Source organism: Embleya sp. NPDC020886 (assembly GCF_044333915.1).
Lineage (GTDB): Bacteria > Actinomycetota > Actinomycetes > Streptomycetales > Streptomycetaceae > Embleya.
In genome coordinates, this window is sequence record NZ_JBIRRX010000019.1 from 68,071 (window position 1) to 82,050 (window position 13,980).

Consider the following 13,980-nt stretch of genomic DNA (forward strand, 5'->3'; position numbering starts at 1 on the left):
GGTCGGCGCCCCGGAGCAGGAGGTGCTCGACAAGCATGTTGAACTCGGTGATCGCGGGCCTGAGCAGCGGTGGGGGCTACGCGCTGCTGGGCCTGTGCGTGGTGTTGACCTATCGGCTGGTGGCCGTGGTGAACTTCGCGATGGCGGCGATCGGCGCGATGGGCGCCTTCACGATGGTGTCCCTGACCGACGACGGTCTGAACGTATGGCCCGCGCTGGTGCTCGGTGTCGCGGTCAGCGCGGCCCTGTCCGGCATCCTGGGCGCGGTGCTGATCCGCTGGTTCGGGGAGCACAACGAACGCACCAAGGCCGCCGTCACGGTGGCCATCTACGTCGCGGTGATGGCGGTGGGGCTGCGGCTGTTCGGCGCCACCTCCACCGGCGCGCGGCGTTTCCCGGCGCCCTTCGACGGGGCGCTGTTCCGCATCGGCGACGTGGTGGTCTCCCAGGCCGTGCTGGTGTCCATCGCCTTCGCGGTGCTGATCACCGTCGGCGTCGAACTGATGTTGCGCAAGACCCTGGTCGGGCTGCGGCTCCAGGCACTGTCCGAACGCCCGGGCACCGCACAGGTGGTGGGCATCTCCGCGCCGCGCCTGGCCACCGCGGTATGGGTGGCGATCGGCGCGCTCACCGCGCTGGTGATCATCCTGGTCGCGCCGCGCCTGGGCGGCGACTTCTCCACCCTGGGCAAGCTGATCGTCACCGCGCTCGCGGTGGCCATGGTCGGTGGGTTCCGCAACCTGCCGCTGACGTTGGCCGGCGGCCTGCTGCTCGGCTGCCTCGAAGGCATGTCCGCCGCGCTGGATTCGGTGCGCGAGTACCGCGGCGTGATCCCGTTCCTGGTGATCCTGGTGCTGCTGTGGTGGCGCAGCCGGCACGAGATCTGGGACACCGCGCACAGTCGATGACAACGAACCGGAGTTCGCAGATGATCATGGGAACCCGCTCCACCCCGGACGGCTCCACCCGCGCCGCCGTGCTGCGCGCGCACGACCAGCCGCTCACCCTGGAGGACATCGCGCTGCCCGAACGGTGCGAGCCCGGCGCCGTGTTGGTCCGGATCGGCTGCGCCACGCTGTGCGCCACCGACGTGCACCTGTGGCGCGGCGCGATGAGCTTTCCCGGCATGTTGCCGATGGTGCTCGGCCACGAGATGACCGGCGTGATCGAGGCGGTGGGGGTGGGTGCGATCGACGCGCTGGGCCGCACGCTGCGGGTCGGCGACCGGATCGGCTGGTCCGAGTCGACGTGCGGCACGTGTTACGCCTGCACGGTGTTGCGGCGGCCGGTGGGGTGCGCGGACCGGGGCTACGGCTTCCGGCAGCGCTCGGATCAATGGCCGTACGCCACGGCCGGGTTGGCCGAATTCGCCTACGTGGGGCCGCGGGCGGAGAAGGTGCTCGTGCCGGACGACGTGCCCGACACCTGGGCCGCGTGCGCGGGGTGCGCGGTCAAGACCGTGCTGCACGCCTTCGACCGGGCGGGCGGGGTCCGGCCCGGCGCCGAGGTGGTGGTGCAGGGCGCCGGGGCACTGGGCCTGGTGGCCGGTGCGATGGCCAAGGCGAGCGGCGCGCGGACGGTGATCACCATCGGCGGGCCCGAGGGCCGGCTGGCCCTGGCCGAGGAGTTCGGCGCGGACGTCGCCATCGGGCTGGACGGCGACCCGGCCGCCCGGCGCGAGGAGGTGCTGGCGGCCACCCGAGGGCGCGGCGCGGACCTGGTCCTGGACCTGGCCGGGGCGCCCGGGGTGGGCGCCGAGGCGGTCGAACTCGCGGCGTTCGGCGGCACGTTCGTGATCGTGGGCAGTACCGGACCGACCCCGGAGCGGCTGCCGCTGGGGACCGTGATGGGTAAGGAACTCAATGTCGTCGGCTCGCTCAACGGTGATGTGGGCGACTATCACCGGGCCGTCGAGTTTCTCCGCGACTTCCGGCAACGCTTCGACTGGGACCGGCTGTTCGCCGAGCCGGTCGGACTGTCGGGGGCGAGCGAGGCGTTGGCCGCGATGGGGCGGCAGGAGCAGGTCAAGGCCGTCGTGCACCCATGGCTTCCGTGAGCCCGCGGGTTGCTTTTCCAGCGCCGGATCCATCCGTAATACCCGATGCCGAGAGGACCTTCGATGGGTGACATCGACAGCAATATCGTTCCGCGACGCCGGTTGGGGATCGAGGGCCCGTCCGTGTCCGCGCTGTCCCTGGGCTCGTGGCACACCTACGACCGGATGGACTTCCACGACGCGGTCGACCTGGTGACCTGCGCGGTCGAGGCGGGGATTAACCTCTTCGACGTGGCGGTGTACGGGATTCCGGGACAGAAGCCGGTGTACACCGACGTGTTGTTCTCGGCGATCGTGCGGGCGGCGGGGTTGGCGCGGGAGCAATACCTGTTGTCGACCAAGGTGTGGCTGGAGGGCTATCCGGCGCAGCCGTTGCGCGAGCAGGTGGAGCGGGCGATGTTCCGGGCCGGGACGGAGTACGCGGATCTGGCGATCCTGGGCGACATTCGCAGTGCCGACCTGGATCTCGAACAACTCGCGGGCGACCTGGCCGAGTTGGAGAAGGACGGGCTGATCGGGCACTGGGGGGTCAACAACTGGTCGGCGCAGGCGATCACCACGATTCGTGCGCACGCGCTGATCGCGGGATCGCCGGGGCCGCAGGTCGCGCAGCTCAAGTACAGCCCCTGTCGGCGGGCGATCGCGGACGGGGCGCCGTTCGCCGAGTTGTTCTCGGCCGGGTTGTCGATGCAGGCGTCCGACGTCCTGGAGGGCGGCATCCTGGCCGGCAAGGTCGCACCGGCGCGGGAGGTCGGGCGGGATCCGGGTGGGGTGCGGGAGCGGATCATCGCGTCCGTGCCGGGCCTGGCGGCGGTGGCTGCCGAACTGGACGCGAGTGCCGCGCAGGTGTGTGTGGCGTTCGCGCTGTCGCATCCGGCTACCGCGAGCGTGTTGTTCGGGGCGACGCGGCGGGAGCAACTGATGGACAACATCGGGGGGTTGCGACTGCTGGACCGGGTCGGGGCGAGCGTGTTGCGGGCGCGGTTGGTGCCGTTCTTCGCGGACGGGGGTGTGGTGGACCCCGCGGGTCCTTGAGGGGGCCTCAGTGCGGTGACCTCGAAGGCCGGCCGGGCCGATTCGGCCTCATGGCGCCCGGCCGGGGCGGAGGGTGGCCTCCGGCGCCGGCCGGGCCGGGGTGGGTCTCGAACGCCGGCCGGGCCGACATGTGGCCTCGAACGCCGGCCGGGCCGGGGTGCTCTCCGGCGCCGGCCGGGCCGAGGCGGCCGTGTCGATCAGGCTCCCGAGGCCGCCGGGTCCATGACGTCCTTGTCGGCCCAGGCGTCGGTCAGGGCCGTGCGGAGGGCGCTTCCGTGATGGGTGAGTAGGGCCAGGGCCTTCAGGTTGTCCTGCCATTGGCTCATGCGGCTGGCGCCGAAGAGGACCGTGGCGACGGTGGGATTGGCCAGGCAGAAGGCGATGGCCACCTGGGCGGGTGTGGCGTCGAAGTCGGCGGCGACCTTGGCGACGAGGGGATACGCGGCGCGGATGCGGTCGCGGATGTTGCCGGGGTCGGCGCCGATCTTGCGTTGCGGGTGGAGGTTGCCGGCCAGGATGCCGCCCTCCAGGACGTCGGACGCCTGCATGACCAGCCCGTCGGCGAACAGTTCGGCGAAGGGTTCGCCCTCGGGCACGGTCCGCCGGGCCGGGCTGTACTTGAGTTGGGCGAAGGTGGGCGGCGTCAGCCCCTGCTCCGCGGCGAATCGCCGGGCCCGCCACACGTCCGCGGCGGACCAGTTGTTGACGCCCCACGCGGTGAACCGGCCGGCCGCGATCTGCTCGGCGACGTCGCCGACCACGGCGGGGACGTCCAGTTCGCCGAAGAAGTCGCCGACCACGACCAGGTCGGCCCGGTCGGTGCCGATCCGGTCGAGCGAGACGGCCATCTGCTCGGCGAAGCCCTTCTTCGGGTACTCCCACAACCACAACTTGCCGCACAGCAGGTACTGGTCGCGGGCCACGCCCGCCTCGCGGATCGCCCGCCCGAAGATCAGATCGGTGCGCGCGTTCTCCGCGTGCGGGCCCATGTCGTAGTGCGCCACGTCGAAGAGTTCGACGCCGTGCGCGAGCGCGTCGCGGATCAGCGCGACGGCGTCCGCCATGCTCATCCTGTCCCACGTGTTCCACGAACCGAGGCCCAGCACGGGCACCTCGGGACCGTGCGCGCCGAGTCGACGACGGGGCACCGGACTGCCGGCGGGGGAGTGCACCACGGGTCCTCCTGGGAAGCGGGGGTCGACCTGATCGGCGGGATCGGCGGATCCCCATCGATCGCCATTGTTGACGGCATCGGTAATCATATAGCATTCCAGATACCAACTTCCTGTCCCGCGAGGAGATCCGATGTCACTTCCCTCGGACGCCCAGGCCGAGGTCGGCCCCGATCCCATCGTCGATGTCGCGATCGGCTACATGGCCGCCAAGCAGTTGTTCGCGGCCAACGAGGCGGGCCTGTTCGCCGCGCTGGCCGACGGCCGCACCCCGTTGGAAGAACTCGCGACCCGGATCGCACTGCCCACCCGGACCACGCTGATCCTGGCCGACACGATGGTCGCCCTGGGGTTGCTGGAGCGCGACGCGGACGGCTACGCCAACTCGCCCGCCACCCTGCGCCACCTCGGCGGGTGCGGATCGGATGTGGACCTGCGCCCGTTCCTGAGCTTCCTGGACACCGTCAGCTACCCGCACTGGCTCGGCTTCGCCGAGACCTCGCGCACCGCGCGGCCGGCCCCGCTCGACCTCGGCGGCGACCGGCTCGGCGTCTTCCTCGGTGGCGTGATGACCTACAACGCCCTGCACGCACGGCAGTTGGCCCACGCCTACGACTTCGGCGCGCATCGACGCGTGCTGGATCTGGGCGGGCTGTCCGGGTCCTTCCTGGCCGAAGCGCTGCGTCTGCACCCCGAGTTGCGGGCCACCTTCCTGTCCGGCGGCGATCTGGTCGGCCACGCCGAGCAGACCCTGGCCGGAGCCGGAGTCGAGGAACGAGTCGAGGTGGTCACCGGCGACCCGCTGACCGACGAGGTGCCCACCGGCTTCGACCTGGTGCTCCTGGAGCATGTCGTGCACCGCTTCGACGCCGAGCACAACCGGCGGATCGTGGCGGCGGCGCGCAAGGCCGCCGCCCCCGGGGCCCGGCTGCTGCTGCTCGACTTCTTCCTGGAGCCGGACGGCACACCGCGGCTGATCGACAGCCTGCACGCGGGGGAGTACCTGGTCATCGACGGCACCACGGTCTACCCGCGCGGCGAGGTCGAGGAGTGGCTGGTCGAGGCCGGTTGGCACCCGGTGGACCTGCTCGAACTCCCGGGCAGCCCCCGGGTGATCGTGGCGGAGGCCCGATGAGCACCGGCCGGGTCGTGGTGGTCACCGGCGGCGCGAGCGGCATCGGCGCGGCCGTCGCCCGAGCCTTCGCCGAGAACGGCGACCGGGTGGTGATCGCCGACGTGGACGCCGACGCGGCCGCGAAGGTCGCCCGCGAACTCGACGGCACCCCGGTCGCGATGGACATCACCGACCCCGCGTCGGTGGCCTCGGCCCTGGACCGGGTCGTCGCCGAACTCGGCCCGCTCGCGGTGCTGGTCAACAACGCCGGCCTGGTCGCGGGCGGCGGCCTGCTCGTCGAACTCCCCATCGAGGTCTTCGACACCGTGGTCGCGGTCAACCTGCGCGGCACCTTCACCGTCACGGCGGCCGCCGCCCGGCGGATGATCGCCGAGGGGGCGGGTGGCGCCATCGTCAACATCAGCTCGATCGGCGCCCGCCAACCCACCGCGGGCCTGGGGCACTACGAGGCCACCAAGGCGGCGGTGGACGCGCTCACCCGCACCGGCGCGATCGAACTGGCCCCGCACCGGATCCGGGTCAACGGCGTCGCGCCCGGACCGGTGCACACGCCGATGACCGCCGGCCTGATGTCCGACCCGCAGGCCCGGCAGGTCTGGGAGGCGCGGATCCCGCTGGGCCGGATCGCGGTGCCCGAGGACGTCGCGCCGCTCGCGGTGTTCCTGGCCTCGCCGGCCGCGGCACACATCACCGGGACGGTGGTACCGGTGGACGGCGGCCAACTGCTGGGCTGAGCGGCGCCGGAGGGTGACCGGCGCGGACACGGAAGGGCGGGCTCGACCGAGCCCGCCCTTCCCCGTGTGCCGCCGTCGTCGCTACGGCGTCCCCGCCTTGGCCTGGTGCAGCGCGGCGGCCGTGGCGATCTTGTGTGCGCACGCGGCCTTCTCGATCAGCTGCGGGTCGGCGCCCGCACCGATCAGGTCGAGCAGGTTCTCGTGTTCGCGCACCGAGGTGCGGGCCCGCCCCGGCACGTAGGTGAAGGTCGACCGGCGCATGTGGTCCAGCCGGGCCCACTCCGATTCGAGCAGCGCGTTCAGGTGCTTGTCGGGGCAATGCGCGTAGAGCGAGAAGTGAAACTTCCGGTTGAGCGCGGTGAACGCGGTGGGATCGAAGTCGGCCAGCGCCTCGACCATGCGGTCGTTGATCGCCCGGGCCTCGGCGATGTTCGCGGCGCTCATCAGCGGCGCCGAGATCGCCGTCGCGTAACCCTCCAGACGGGCCAGCACGTTCAGCGAGTGCTCGACCTGCGACCGGTCGAAGACCGCCACCCGGGCGCCGACGTTGCGCACGATCTCCACCAGGCCGTCGGACTGGAGTCGGCGCACCGCCTCGCGCAGCGGGATGGTGCTGACCCCCGCCTCCCGGGCGAGCTGGTCGAACACCAGCCGATACCCGGGCCCGTAGGTGCCGTCGAGAATGCGGCTGCGCAGCAGCTCGTAACACATCTCCGACTTCGACGCCTTGGCGGCCTTGCTCGCGGCGGTGGTTGCCTTTGCGGGACTCAACTACGGTCTCCTCAGTCTGGACCGGACACGGTCGCGGGCCGGGACGAGGCGTCCCGGCCCGGCGTGGTCCGGCGTGTTCGGTGGGCATGGTGCGCCGCGGTGGGTCAGCGGTGGAGGACCCGTAGGGCGACTTCGCCGAAGTACGGGTTGACCAGCACGCCGTGGTGGTCGCCGGCCATGCAGACGAGTTGCGCTCCCGGGACCAGCGCGACCAGTTCCTCGGAGCCGTGGACCATCAGGTCGTCCGCGCCGACCAGGAACCACGGCGGCGTGCCGCCGGCCCACGCCTTCGGCGCGAACGGGGTGCTGCGCAGACCCTCGACACAGGTCACCAACCCGTCCGCACGCGCACCCTCGGCCCGGATCAGGCCCGCGATCATCCCGGTGAGCGGATCGGCGGGCGGGTGGGCCTCGTCGTGCACCGCCCGGCGCAGCTCCGGCACGTCCACGGCGGCGAACGGCTCGGTCGGGCTCAACCCGCCGAGCACCACCCGGCCGATCCGGTCCGGAGCCAGCTCGGCCAGCTCCCAGACCAGGCGGGCGCCGAGCGAGTACGCCAGGACGTCGAACCGGTCCGCGCCGTACGCGTCGACCACGGCCAACAGGTCCTGCGCGGAGGCGACCGCGTCCACCTCCGCGGCGCTCGTCGGTGCCGGGCTGGCGCCGTGGCCGCGCAGATCCGGCGCGAGCAGGGTGTGGCCGGCATCGAGCAGGGCCTGGACGAGGCCGGTTTCCAGCCAGGTGCGGCGCGCGCTGGAACAGAATCCGTGCACGAGCAGCACGGGGGGCTGCTCGGAGCGCTCGGCGCTCGGATAGGTGGTGACGGCGAGGGGCTGCCGCAGGCGCATCCTACTTCTCCACTCAGCTATTTCGGATACGATTTCAGATCGTACACCAGGGGTGAATACTCAGAGCTGCGACCCGATCCGGAATCCGTCGCCGGCCGCGTCCCGCGCGAAGGAGAAACCGTCGGCGCCGACGGTCACGTCCGCCTCGTGGTTCTCCTGCCGGGCCAGCACCGGTTGCGGGCTCCCGGCCAGGTCCAGGACGGGGGACGCCTCGGCGTACCAGGAGGGCACCACCGGGTTGCCCCACCAGTCCCGGCGCTGGTTGTCCCGCACGTCCCAGGACAACACCGGGTGGTCGGGGTCTCCCGTGTAGTAGTCGGTCGTGTAGATCTCCACCCGATGCAGGTCGGGATCGCGCACGTAGACGTAGAACGCGTTGGAGACCCCGTGCCGTCCCGGTCCGCGCTCGATGTGCGCGGACCGGCGGCGCGCGCCGAGCAGGTCGCACACGTGCAGCACCTGGCCGCGTTCGTGCGTGCTGAACGCGATGTGGTGGAGCCGCGGCCCGTCGCCGCCGGTCAGCGCGATGTCGTGCACGGTGTCCTTGCGATGCAGCCAGGACGCGTACAACGTCTCGTCCTCGCCGCGGATGTCCTCGGTCACCCGAAAACCCAGGTCGCGGTAGTAGCGTTCGGCCCGCGCCACGTCCGGCACCACGATGTTGAAGTGGTCCAGCCGGGCGATCGCGCCCGCGCCGTGCAGGTCGTAGCGCTGATGCAGGCGCGGCACGTGCTCGGCCTCGTAGAAGAACTCCAGCGGGAACCCCAGCGGGTCCAGCACCCGTACGGCCGGCCCGATGCCCCGGGTGGCGCCCGCCGCCCGGCGCTCCACCGGCACGCCCAGCGCCCGGTAGTAGCGCTCGGCGACGTCGACCTCCCCCGGTGCGCGCACCCGGTACGCCAGCGCGGCCAGGGCGCCGGACGCGCCGCGCCGGAGCACCAACGAATGGTGCAGGTACTCCTCGAAGGCGCGCAGATACACCGCGTCCTCGTCCTCGTGGGTGACCACCAACCCCAGCAGGTCGACGTAGAACTCCCGGGACGCGGCCAGGTCGGTGACCACCAGCTCGGCGTACGCGGCGCGCACGATGTCCGGGCACGGCAACGGTCCGGGTTCGGGGGCGGACCCGCCGGGGCGGGTGGTGGGCAGCGGCGGCAGGGGCGGAACGGACGGAGTGGGCATCGGACTCTCCTCCTGTTCGAGGCACCGGATCCGGCCGGCGCGGGCGGGCCCGGTCACCCGGGTCCGATTCGGAAACTAGTGCCCGGCCCCGGGCCGGGGCTATGGTTCGAGCGCGCGGGGTGCCACGTCACGCGGCACCGAACCGGGCGGTGTGCAGCGGTGCCATGGCCACGTGCACCGCCTGCTGGGACGTGTAGAAGTCGATCGAGCGGTAGCCGCCCTCGTGACCCAGCCCCGAAGCCTTGATCCCGCCGAACGGGGTGCGCAGATCGCGCACGTTGTGCGAGTTGATCCACACCATGCCGGACTCGACGCTGTGCGCCACCCGGTGCGCCCGGCGCAGATCGTTGGTCCATACGTAGCCGGCCAGGCCGTAGGGGACGGCGTTGGCCAGTTCGATCGCCTCGGCCTCGTCCGTGAACGGGGTCAGCGCCACCACCGGTCCGAAGATCTCCTCCTGGAAGATCCGCGCGTCGGCCGGCACATCGCAAAAGACGGTCGGCGCCAGGTAGTTGCCGACCGGCAGGTGCGCGGGCCGGGTGCCGCCCGCGACCAGCCGCGCCTCGCGTCGGCCCGTCTCGACGTAGGCGAGGACCCGTTCGTAGTGCTCCGGGTGCACCAGTGCGCCCACCTCGGTGGCCGGATCCTGCGGCGGGCCCACCACGATGCGCTCGGCCCGGGCGGCGAACCGCTCGACGAACTCGTCGTAGACGGCGCGTTGCACCAGGATCCGCGAACCGGCGGTGCAGCGCTCGCCGTTGAGCGAGAACACGCCGAACAGCGCGGCATCGATCGCCTCGTCCAGGTCGGCGTCGGCGAACACGATCACCGGGGACTTGCCGCCGAGTTCCATCGACAGGCCCTTGAGGTGCCGGGCGGCGGAGCCGAAGATGGTCCGGCCGGTGGTGGTCTCGCCGGTGAACGAGATCAGTGGCACGCCCGGGTGCTCGACCAGGGCCGCGCCCGCCTCCTCGCCGATCCCGCCGACCAGGTTGAACACGCCCTGCGGCAGGCCCGCCTCGGTCAGGATGTCCGCCCACAAGGACGCGGACAACGGGGTGAATTCGGCCGGCTTGAGCACCACCGTGCAGCCGGCCGCGAGCGCCGGCGCGAGCTTCCACGACTCCAGCATGAACGGCGTGTTCCACGGCGTGATCAGCCCGGCGACGCCGATCGGCCGGCGATTGACGTAGTTGAGCTGGCGACCGGGCACCTGGTACGCCTCGTCGGTCTGACCGACGATCAGGTCCGCGAAGAAGCGGAAGTTCTCCGCCGCGCGCTGCGCCTGGCCCAGTGCCTGGGTGATCGGCAGGCCGGTGTCGAAGGTCTCCAACTCGGCCAGTCGCGCGTCCCGGCGCTCGACCTCGTCGGCGATGCGGTTCAGCACCCGGGCCCGGTCCTTGGCGGGCAGGTGCGGCCACGGCCCCGCGGTGAACGCACGGCGGGCGGCGGCGACGGCGGCGTCCACATCGGCGGCCTTGCCCGCCGCGGCGGTGGCGTAGGGCAGGTTGGACGCGGGCGCGCAGACCTCGAAGGTGGCGCCGTCCAACGAGTCGACGTGCCGGCCGTCGATGAAGTGGCGCAACCGGGTCGGCAGCGCGGTGGGCACCCCGGAGTGCTCGACGGGCGTCGTCGTGGTGGTGCTCATATGGCTTCTTCTCCAAGGGCGGGGTCGGTCAGCAGGTCGAGTCGGCTCTCGGCCAGGGCGGTCACCCGCGCCCGGCCGCTTTCGGACAGCGGCAGCAGCGGCGGCCGGACGAAGTCGGAGCCGATCAGGCCGCGTCGGTGCATCAACCACTTGGCCGGCGCCGGGTTGGTCTCGACGAACAGCAGGTCCACCAACGGCTGTACCGCGTAGTGCAGTTCGCGGGCCCGGCCCAGGTCACCCGCCTGGTAGGCCTCGTACATCCCCGCGACCGCGCGCGGGGCGATGTTGGCGAGTGCGGAGACGAAGCCCGCGCCGCCCAGGGTGAGTACCGGCAGACACAACAGCTCGATGCCGGACCACACCAGCAACTCGGGACCGGCCGCCTCGATCACCCGGGAGAAGTGCTCGAAGTCCTTGGTGGTCTCCTTGATGCCGACGATGTTCTCGTGTGCCCGGAAGAGTCGGGCCACGGTCTGCGGATCGATCTCCACGGCGGTTCGACTCGGCACGTTGTAGATCACCACGGGCAGGTCCGGATACTCGCGGGCGACCGTCGAGTACCACGTGAACAGCGCCTCCTGGGTGGGGCGCGCGTAGTACGGCGTGATGATCAGCACCGCGTCGGCGCCCGCGTCCCGGGCGATCCCGGTCAGCTCCAGGGTCTCGTCCAACTTGGTCGATCCGGTGCCCGGCAGGAACGGCACCCGGTCGTCGATCTCGGCGGCGACCACCCGGATCGCCTCGGCGCGCTCGGCCAGGGTCTGTGCGGACGGCTCGCCGGTGGAGCCGCCGAGCGAGATGCCGTGCGAGCCCGCCGCGAGCTGCCAGCGGACCAGGCGGCGCAGCGCGGCGTGGTCGACCGCGCCCGTCGCGGTGAAGGGGGTGACCAGCGGGGCGATCGAGCCGCAGATCAGGGACGGGTCGGCGCGGTACTTCATCGGTGCTCCTCGCGAGGGGTGGTCGGGGCGATGGATGCGGAGACGGGCTCGGGGTCGGTCGCGGCCCACGCGCGGTAGGCGGGTTCCCAGTCCGGACCCAGCGGGTACAGGCCGGCCAACCCGGCGCCGGCCGCGACCTGTTCGGCGATGAACCGCTCGCGGGACTCCTGCTCCTCGGCGTCTCGGACCACCTCGGCGACCAGCGCGGGCGGGATGACCACGGCGCCGTCGTCGTCGGCGACCACGACGTCGCCGACCTGGACGGTGGCGCCGCCGCAGGCGATCGTGACGTCGGTGTCCCAGGGCACGTGCCGGCGGCCGAGCACGGCGGGATGGGTGCCGGCGGCCAGCACGGGCAGGCCCAGTGCGGCCACGGCGGCGCTGTCGCGCACGGCGCCGTCGGTGATGATGCCCGCGGCGCCCAGGGTCTTGGCGCGCAGCGCGAGGATGTCGCCCAGCGTGCCGGCGACGGTCCGGCCGCGGGCCTCCATCACCAGGACCTGGCCGGGTTCGAGCGAGTCGACGGCACGTTTTTGCGCGTTGAAGCCGCCGCCGTGGGTGGCGAACAGGTCCTTGCGGAACGGGACGAAGCGCAACGTGCGGGCGGTGCCGACCAGGCGGGTGCCCGGGGTCAGCGCGCGCACGCCGTCGATGCTGACGGTGTCGAAGCCGCGGGCGCGCAGTTGCACGCTGAGCGTGGCCACGGCGACGCGTGCGAGGCGGGCGCGCAGGTCGTCCGTGAGTACGCCGGGGGCGGTGGTCCCGGCGGCGTCGGCCGGTTCCGGGCGGATGCCGGTGGCGTCCGCGCGGGTGGCCGGGTCGACCTTGGGTGGGGAGCCCCAGGCGGGGAGTACGGGGCCGGCGACCACGTCGGTGCGCAGCCGGCCGGTGTTGTGGTCGGGGTGGTCCAGGCTGTCCACCTCGACCTCGATCCGCTGGCCCACCTCGGCCACCGAGGCACCGGCGGGGGTGCCGGTCAGGATGACGTCGCCGACCTCCAGGGTGAGCAGCCGGGACAGGTCCGCGATCAACTCGGCGAAGCCGAACAGCAGCGTCGCGGTGGTGTCCTCCTGGACCAGGGCCCCGTCCAGCCAGGTGCGCACGCGCAGCGCCTCGGGGCGCAGGTCGGCCGCCGGCAGCAGGGTCGGCCCGAGCGGGGTGAACCCGTCGCCGCCCTTGGCCCGGACGTTGGAGCCGAGGTCCGCGTAGCGCAGGTCGTACAGCCCCAGGTCGTTCGCCGCGGTCACCCAGCCGACGTGCGCCCAGGCCCGGGCGGGGGACACGCGATGTGCGGCGCGGCCGATCACGAGGGCTATCTCGCCCTCGAAGCCCAGCAGTTCGACCCCGGTCGGCCGCTCGACCGGGCCGGATCCGGTGAGCGAGCTGCTCGGTTTGAGGAAGTACGAGGCGTGGTCGGGGACCCGCCCGCGCTGCCGGGCGCGGGAGGGATAGTTGAGGTGTACGGCCAGCACTTTGCCGGGTCGCCGTCCCGTCGATGCGGTCACCGCGTCATGCGTCACTCCGCCACCCCTTTGCGCCTTGGATCAGCGATGCCATCTCGGAACGTATATGATTCCGGATAGAATAATAGAGGTGATCTCGGTTCCACTGTCAACCGTTGCGACGGGCACGCTTGTTCGGCCGGCCCGGTGGCCTGCGGACGAACGCCCGTCCGGCGGAGCGGTGTTGCGGTGCCGGCACGGGGAGGGCGGCCGGGTGAGGGGCCGGAGAGGGGGCGGCCGAGGGCTTGCGCCGCAGCGCCGTGCCGGGCTCGGCGCGGGTCGGTCGGCCGCTGCCGCTCGTCGGGGTGTGGTGATGGTCACGCTCTTCGCCCGACGCGGTGATCCGGTGGTGCGCTCGGCGGCCATGCGCTCGCCGGCGGTTTCGGACGGCGGACCGGGCTCGGACAGCGGACAGGGGCTCCGCGGACACACACGCGGAGCCCCCGGGTCCCGGTCGGGGAGGAGGCCGAACCGGGGTATGACGGGTCAGCCGTGGTGGCCGCCGGCCGGGTCCGCGCCGTGGTGGCCGCCCTTGGCGTGGTCGTGGCCGTGGTCGCCGTCGAAGTTGCCGCAGAAGTTGCCGAACGTCGGGTTGAGGATGCCGACGATGTCGAGGGTGTTGCCGCAGATGTTGACCGGCACGTGGACCGGGATCTGCACGTTTAGGCCGGACGCCACACCGGGCGAGCCCACCGCGGCGCCGTCGGCGTCGGCGGCGGCACTCGCGGCACCGGCGCCGGCCATCACCAGGGCGGCGGTGCCGGCGGCCAGCACGGTTGCCTTCTTGAACGAGCTCACTTGGGTATCTCCGTATCGAACCTCGCGCCGCCCGGATGCGGCGCGTTCTCGTGGTGCAACGAGGCGAACCGGCGCGGGCAACCGGTCGGTGTCGACGTTCACCCGAACGCGGGTCGGTCCCGGTCGCCGGGCGAGCGGGCGCTCCGAAACTCGATGGCCAT

13 protein-coding genes are annotated in these 13,980 nt (G+C 72.2%); 5 read left to right on the forward strand and 8 right to left on the reverse strand.

The genetic code is table 11. The features are described from left to right. Positions 1-35 precede the first annotated feature (35 nt). The 3 genes from ACH4U8_RS40250 (at position 36) to ACH4U8_RS40260 (ending at position 3,091) form a co-directional block, all read left to right on the forward strand. On the forward strand, positions 36-908 hold the full coding sequence (locus tag ACH4U8_RS40250; protein ID WP_360312346.1) for a branched-chain amino acid ABC transporter permease: 873 nt from the start codon (positions 36-38) through the stop codon (positions 906-908). 20 nt (positions 909-928) lie between these two features. Further along, on the forward strand, positions 929-2,056 hold the full coding sequence (locus tag ACH4U8_RS40255; RefSeq protein WP_360312344.1) for a zinc-binding dehydrogenase: 1,128 nt from the start codon (positions 929-931) through the stop codon (positions 2,054-2,056). Positions 2,057-2,119: 63 nt separating this feature from the next. Further along, positions 2,120-3,091, forward strand: a complete 972-nt coding sequence (locus tag ACH4U8_RS40260) for an aldo/keto reductase (protein ID WP_395783115.1) — start codon at positions 2,120-2,122, stop codon at positions 3,089-3,091. A gap of 197 nt (positions 3,092-3,288) precedes the next feature. On the opposite strand, the gene ACH4U8_RS40265 is transcribed toward ACH4U8_RS40260, so the two are convergent. Next, complete coding sequence (locus tag ACH4U8_RS40265) at positions 3,289-4,266, reverse strand: aldo/keto reductase (RefSeq protein WP_395783117.1); 978 nt, start codon at positions 4,264-4,266, stop codon at positions 3,289-3,291. Between the two features lie 130 nt (positions 4,267-4,396). On the opposite strand from ACH4U8_RS40265, the gene ACH4U8_RS40270 reads away from it, so the two are divergent. Both ACH4U8_RS40270 and ACH4U8_RS40275 read left to right on the forward strand, forming a co-directional pair. After that, positions 4,397-5,398, forward strand: coding sequence for a methyltransferase (locus ACH4U8_RS40270; protein ID WP_379992475.1), 1,002 nt, complete (start codon positions 4,397-4,399; stop codon positions 5,396-5,398). Next, complete coding sequence (locus tag ACH4U8_RS40275) at positions 5,395-6,132, forward strand: SDR family NAD(P)-dependent oxidoreductase (RefSeq protein WP_360312336.1); 738 nt, start codon at positions 5,395-5,397, stop codon at positions 6,130-6,132. The genes ACH4U8_RS40270 and ACH4U8_RS40275 overlap by 4 nt, the downstream gene beginning before the upstream one ends. 81 nt (positions 6,133-6,213) lie before the next feature. Here ACH4U8_RS40275 and ACH4U8_RS40280 read toward each other — a convergent pair whose 3' ends face one another. The 7 genes from ACH4U8_RS40280 to ACH4U8_RS40310 form a co-directional block, all read right to left on the reverse strand. Beyond that, positions 6,214-6,903: a GntR family transcriptional regulator gene (locus ACH4U8_RS40280; protein ID WP_360312334.1), complete on the reverse strand. Its 690-nt coding sequence runs from the start codon at positions 6,901-6,903 to the stop codon at positions 6,214-6,216. 104 nt (positions 6,904-7,007) lie between these two features. Continuing rightward, positions 7,008-7,751, reverse strand: coding sequence for an alpha/beta fold hydrolase (locus ACH4U8_RS40285; RefSeq protein ID WP_360312331.1), 744 nt, complete (start codon positions 7,749-7,751; stop codon positions 7,008-7,010). Between the two features lie 60 nt (positions 7,752-7,811). Then, positions 7,812-8,933, reverse strand: a complete 1,122-nt coding sequence (hpaD, locus tag ACH4U8_RS40290; RefSeq protein WP_360312329.1) for a 3,4-dihydroxyphenylacetate 2,3-dioxygenase — start codon at positions 8,931-8,933, stop codon at positions 7,812-7,814. Between the two features lie 127 nt (positions 8,934-9,060). Next, positions 9,061-10,581, reverse strand: a complete 1,521-nt coding sequence (gene hpaE, locus ACH4U8_RS40295) for a 5-carboxymethyl-2-hydroxymuconate semialdehyde dehydrogenase (protein WP_395783119.1) — start codon at positions 10,579-10,581, stop codon at positions 9,061-9,063. Further along, entirely contained in the window at positions 10,578-11,519 is a 942-nt protein-coding gene (gene dapA / locus ACH4U8_RS40300; protein ID WP_395783121.1) for a 4-hydroxy-tetrahydrodipicolinate synthase, read from the reverse strand. Before dapA ends, hpaE begins: the two co-directional genes overlap by 4 nt. After that, positions 11,516-13,024 carry a fumarylacetoacetate hydrolase family protein gene (locus ACH4U8_RS40305; protein WP_395783123.1) on the reverse strand — a complete coding sequence of 503 codons (1,509 nt, stop codon included), beginning with the start codon at positions 13,022-13,024 and terminating at the stop codon, positions 11,516-11,518. Before ACH4U8_RS40305 ends, dapA begins: the two co-directional genes overlap by 4 nt. A gap of 483 nt (positions 13,025-13,507) precedes the next feature. Further along, the gene (locus ACH4U8_RS40310) at positions 13,508-13,819 is read right to left on the reverse strand and encodes a chaplin (protein WP_360312321.1); all 312 of its coding nucleotides are present in this window, start codon (positions 13,817-13,819) and stop codon (positions 13,508-13,510) included. Positions 13,820-13,980: the final 161 nt, after the last annotated feature.

Bases quoted from the DNA above. Each gene is read 5' to 3' on its own strand.
- ACH4U8_RS40250 (WP_360312346.1), top strand. From the start codon at position 36: ATGTTGAACTCGGTGATCGCGGGCCTGAGCAGCGGTGGGGGCTACGCG.
- ACH4U8_RS40255 (WP_360312344.1), top strand. From the start codon at position 929: ATGATCATGGGAACCCGCTCCACCCCGGACGGCTCCACCCGCGCCGCC.
- ACH4U8_RS40260 (WP_395783115.1), top strand. From the start codon at position 2,120: ATGGGTGACATCGACAGCAATATCGTTCCGCGACGCCGGTTGGGGATC.
- ACH4U8_RS40270 (WP_379992475.1), top strand. From the start codon at position 4,397: ATGTCACTTCCCTCGGACGCCCAGGCCGAGGTCGGCCCCGATCCCATC.
- ACH4U8_RS40275 (WP_360312336.1), top strand. From the start codon at position 5,395: ATGAGCACCGGCCGGGTCGTGGTGGTCACCGGCGGCGCGAGCGGCATC.
- ACH4U8_RS40285 (WP_360312331.1), bottom strand. From the start codon at position 7,751: ATGCGCCTGCGGCAGCCCCTCGCCGTCACCACCTATCCGAGCGCCGAG.
- hpaD (WP_360312329.1), bottom strand. From the start codon at position 8,933: ATGCCCACTCCGTCCGTTCCGCCCCTGCCGCCGCTGCCCACCACCCGC.
- hpaE (WP_395783119.1), bottom strand. From the start codon at position 10,581: ATGAGCACCACCACGACGACGCCCGTCGAGCACTCCGGGGTGCCCACC.
- dapA (WP_395783121.1), bottom strand. From the start codon at position 11,519: ATGAAGTACCGCGCCGACCCGTCCCTGATCTGCGGCTCGATCGCCCCG.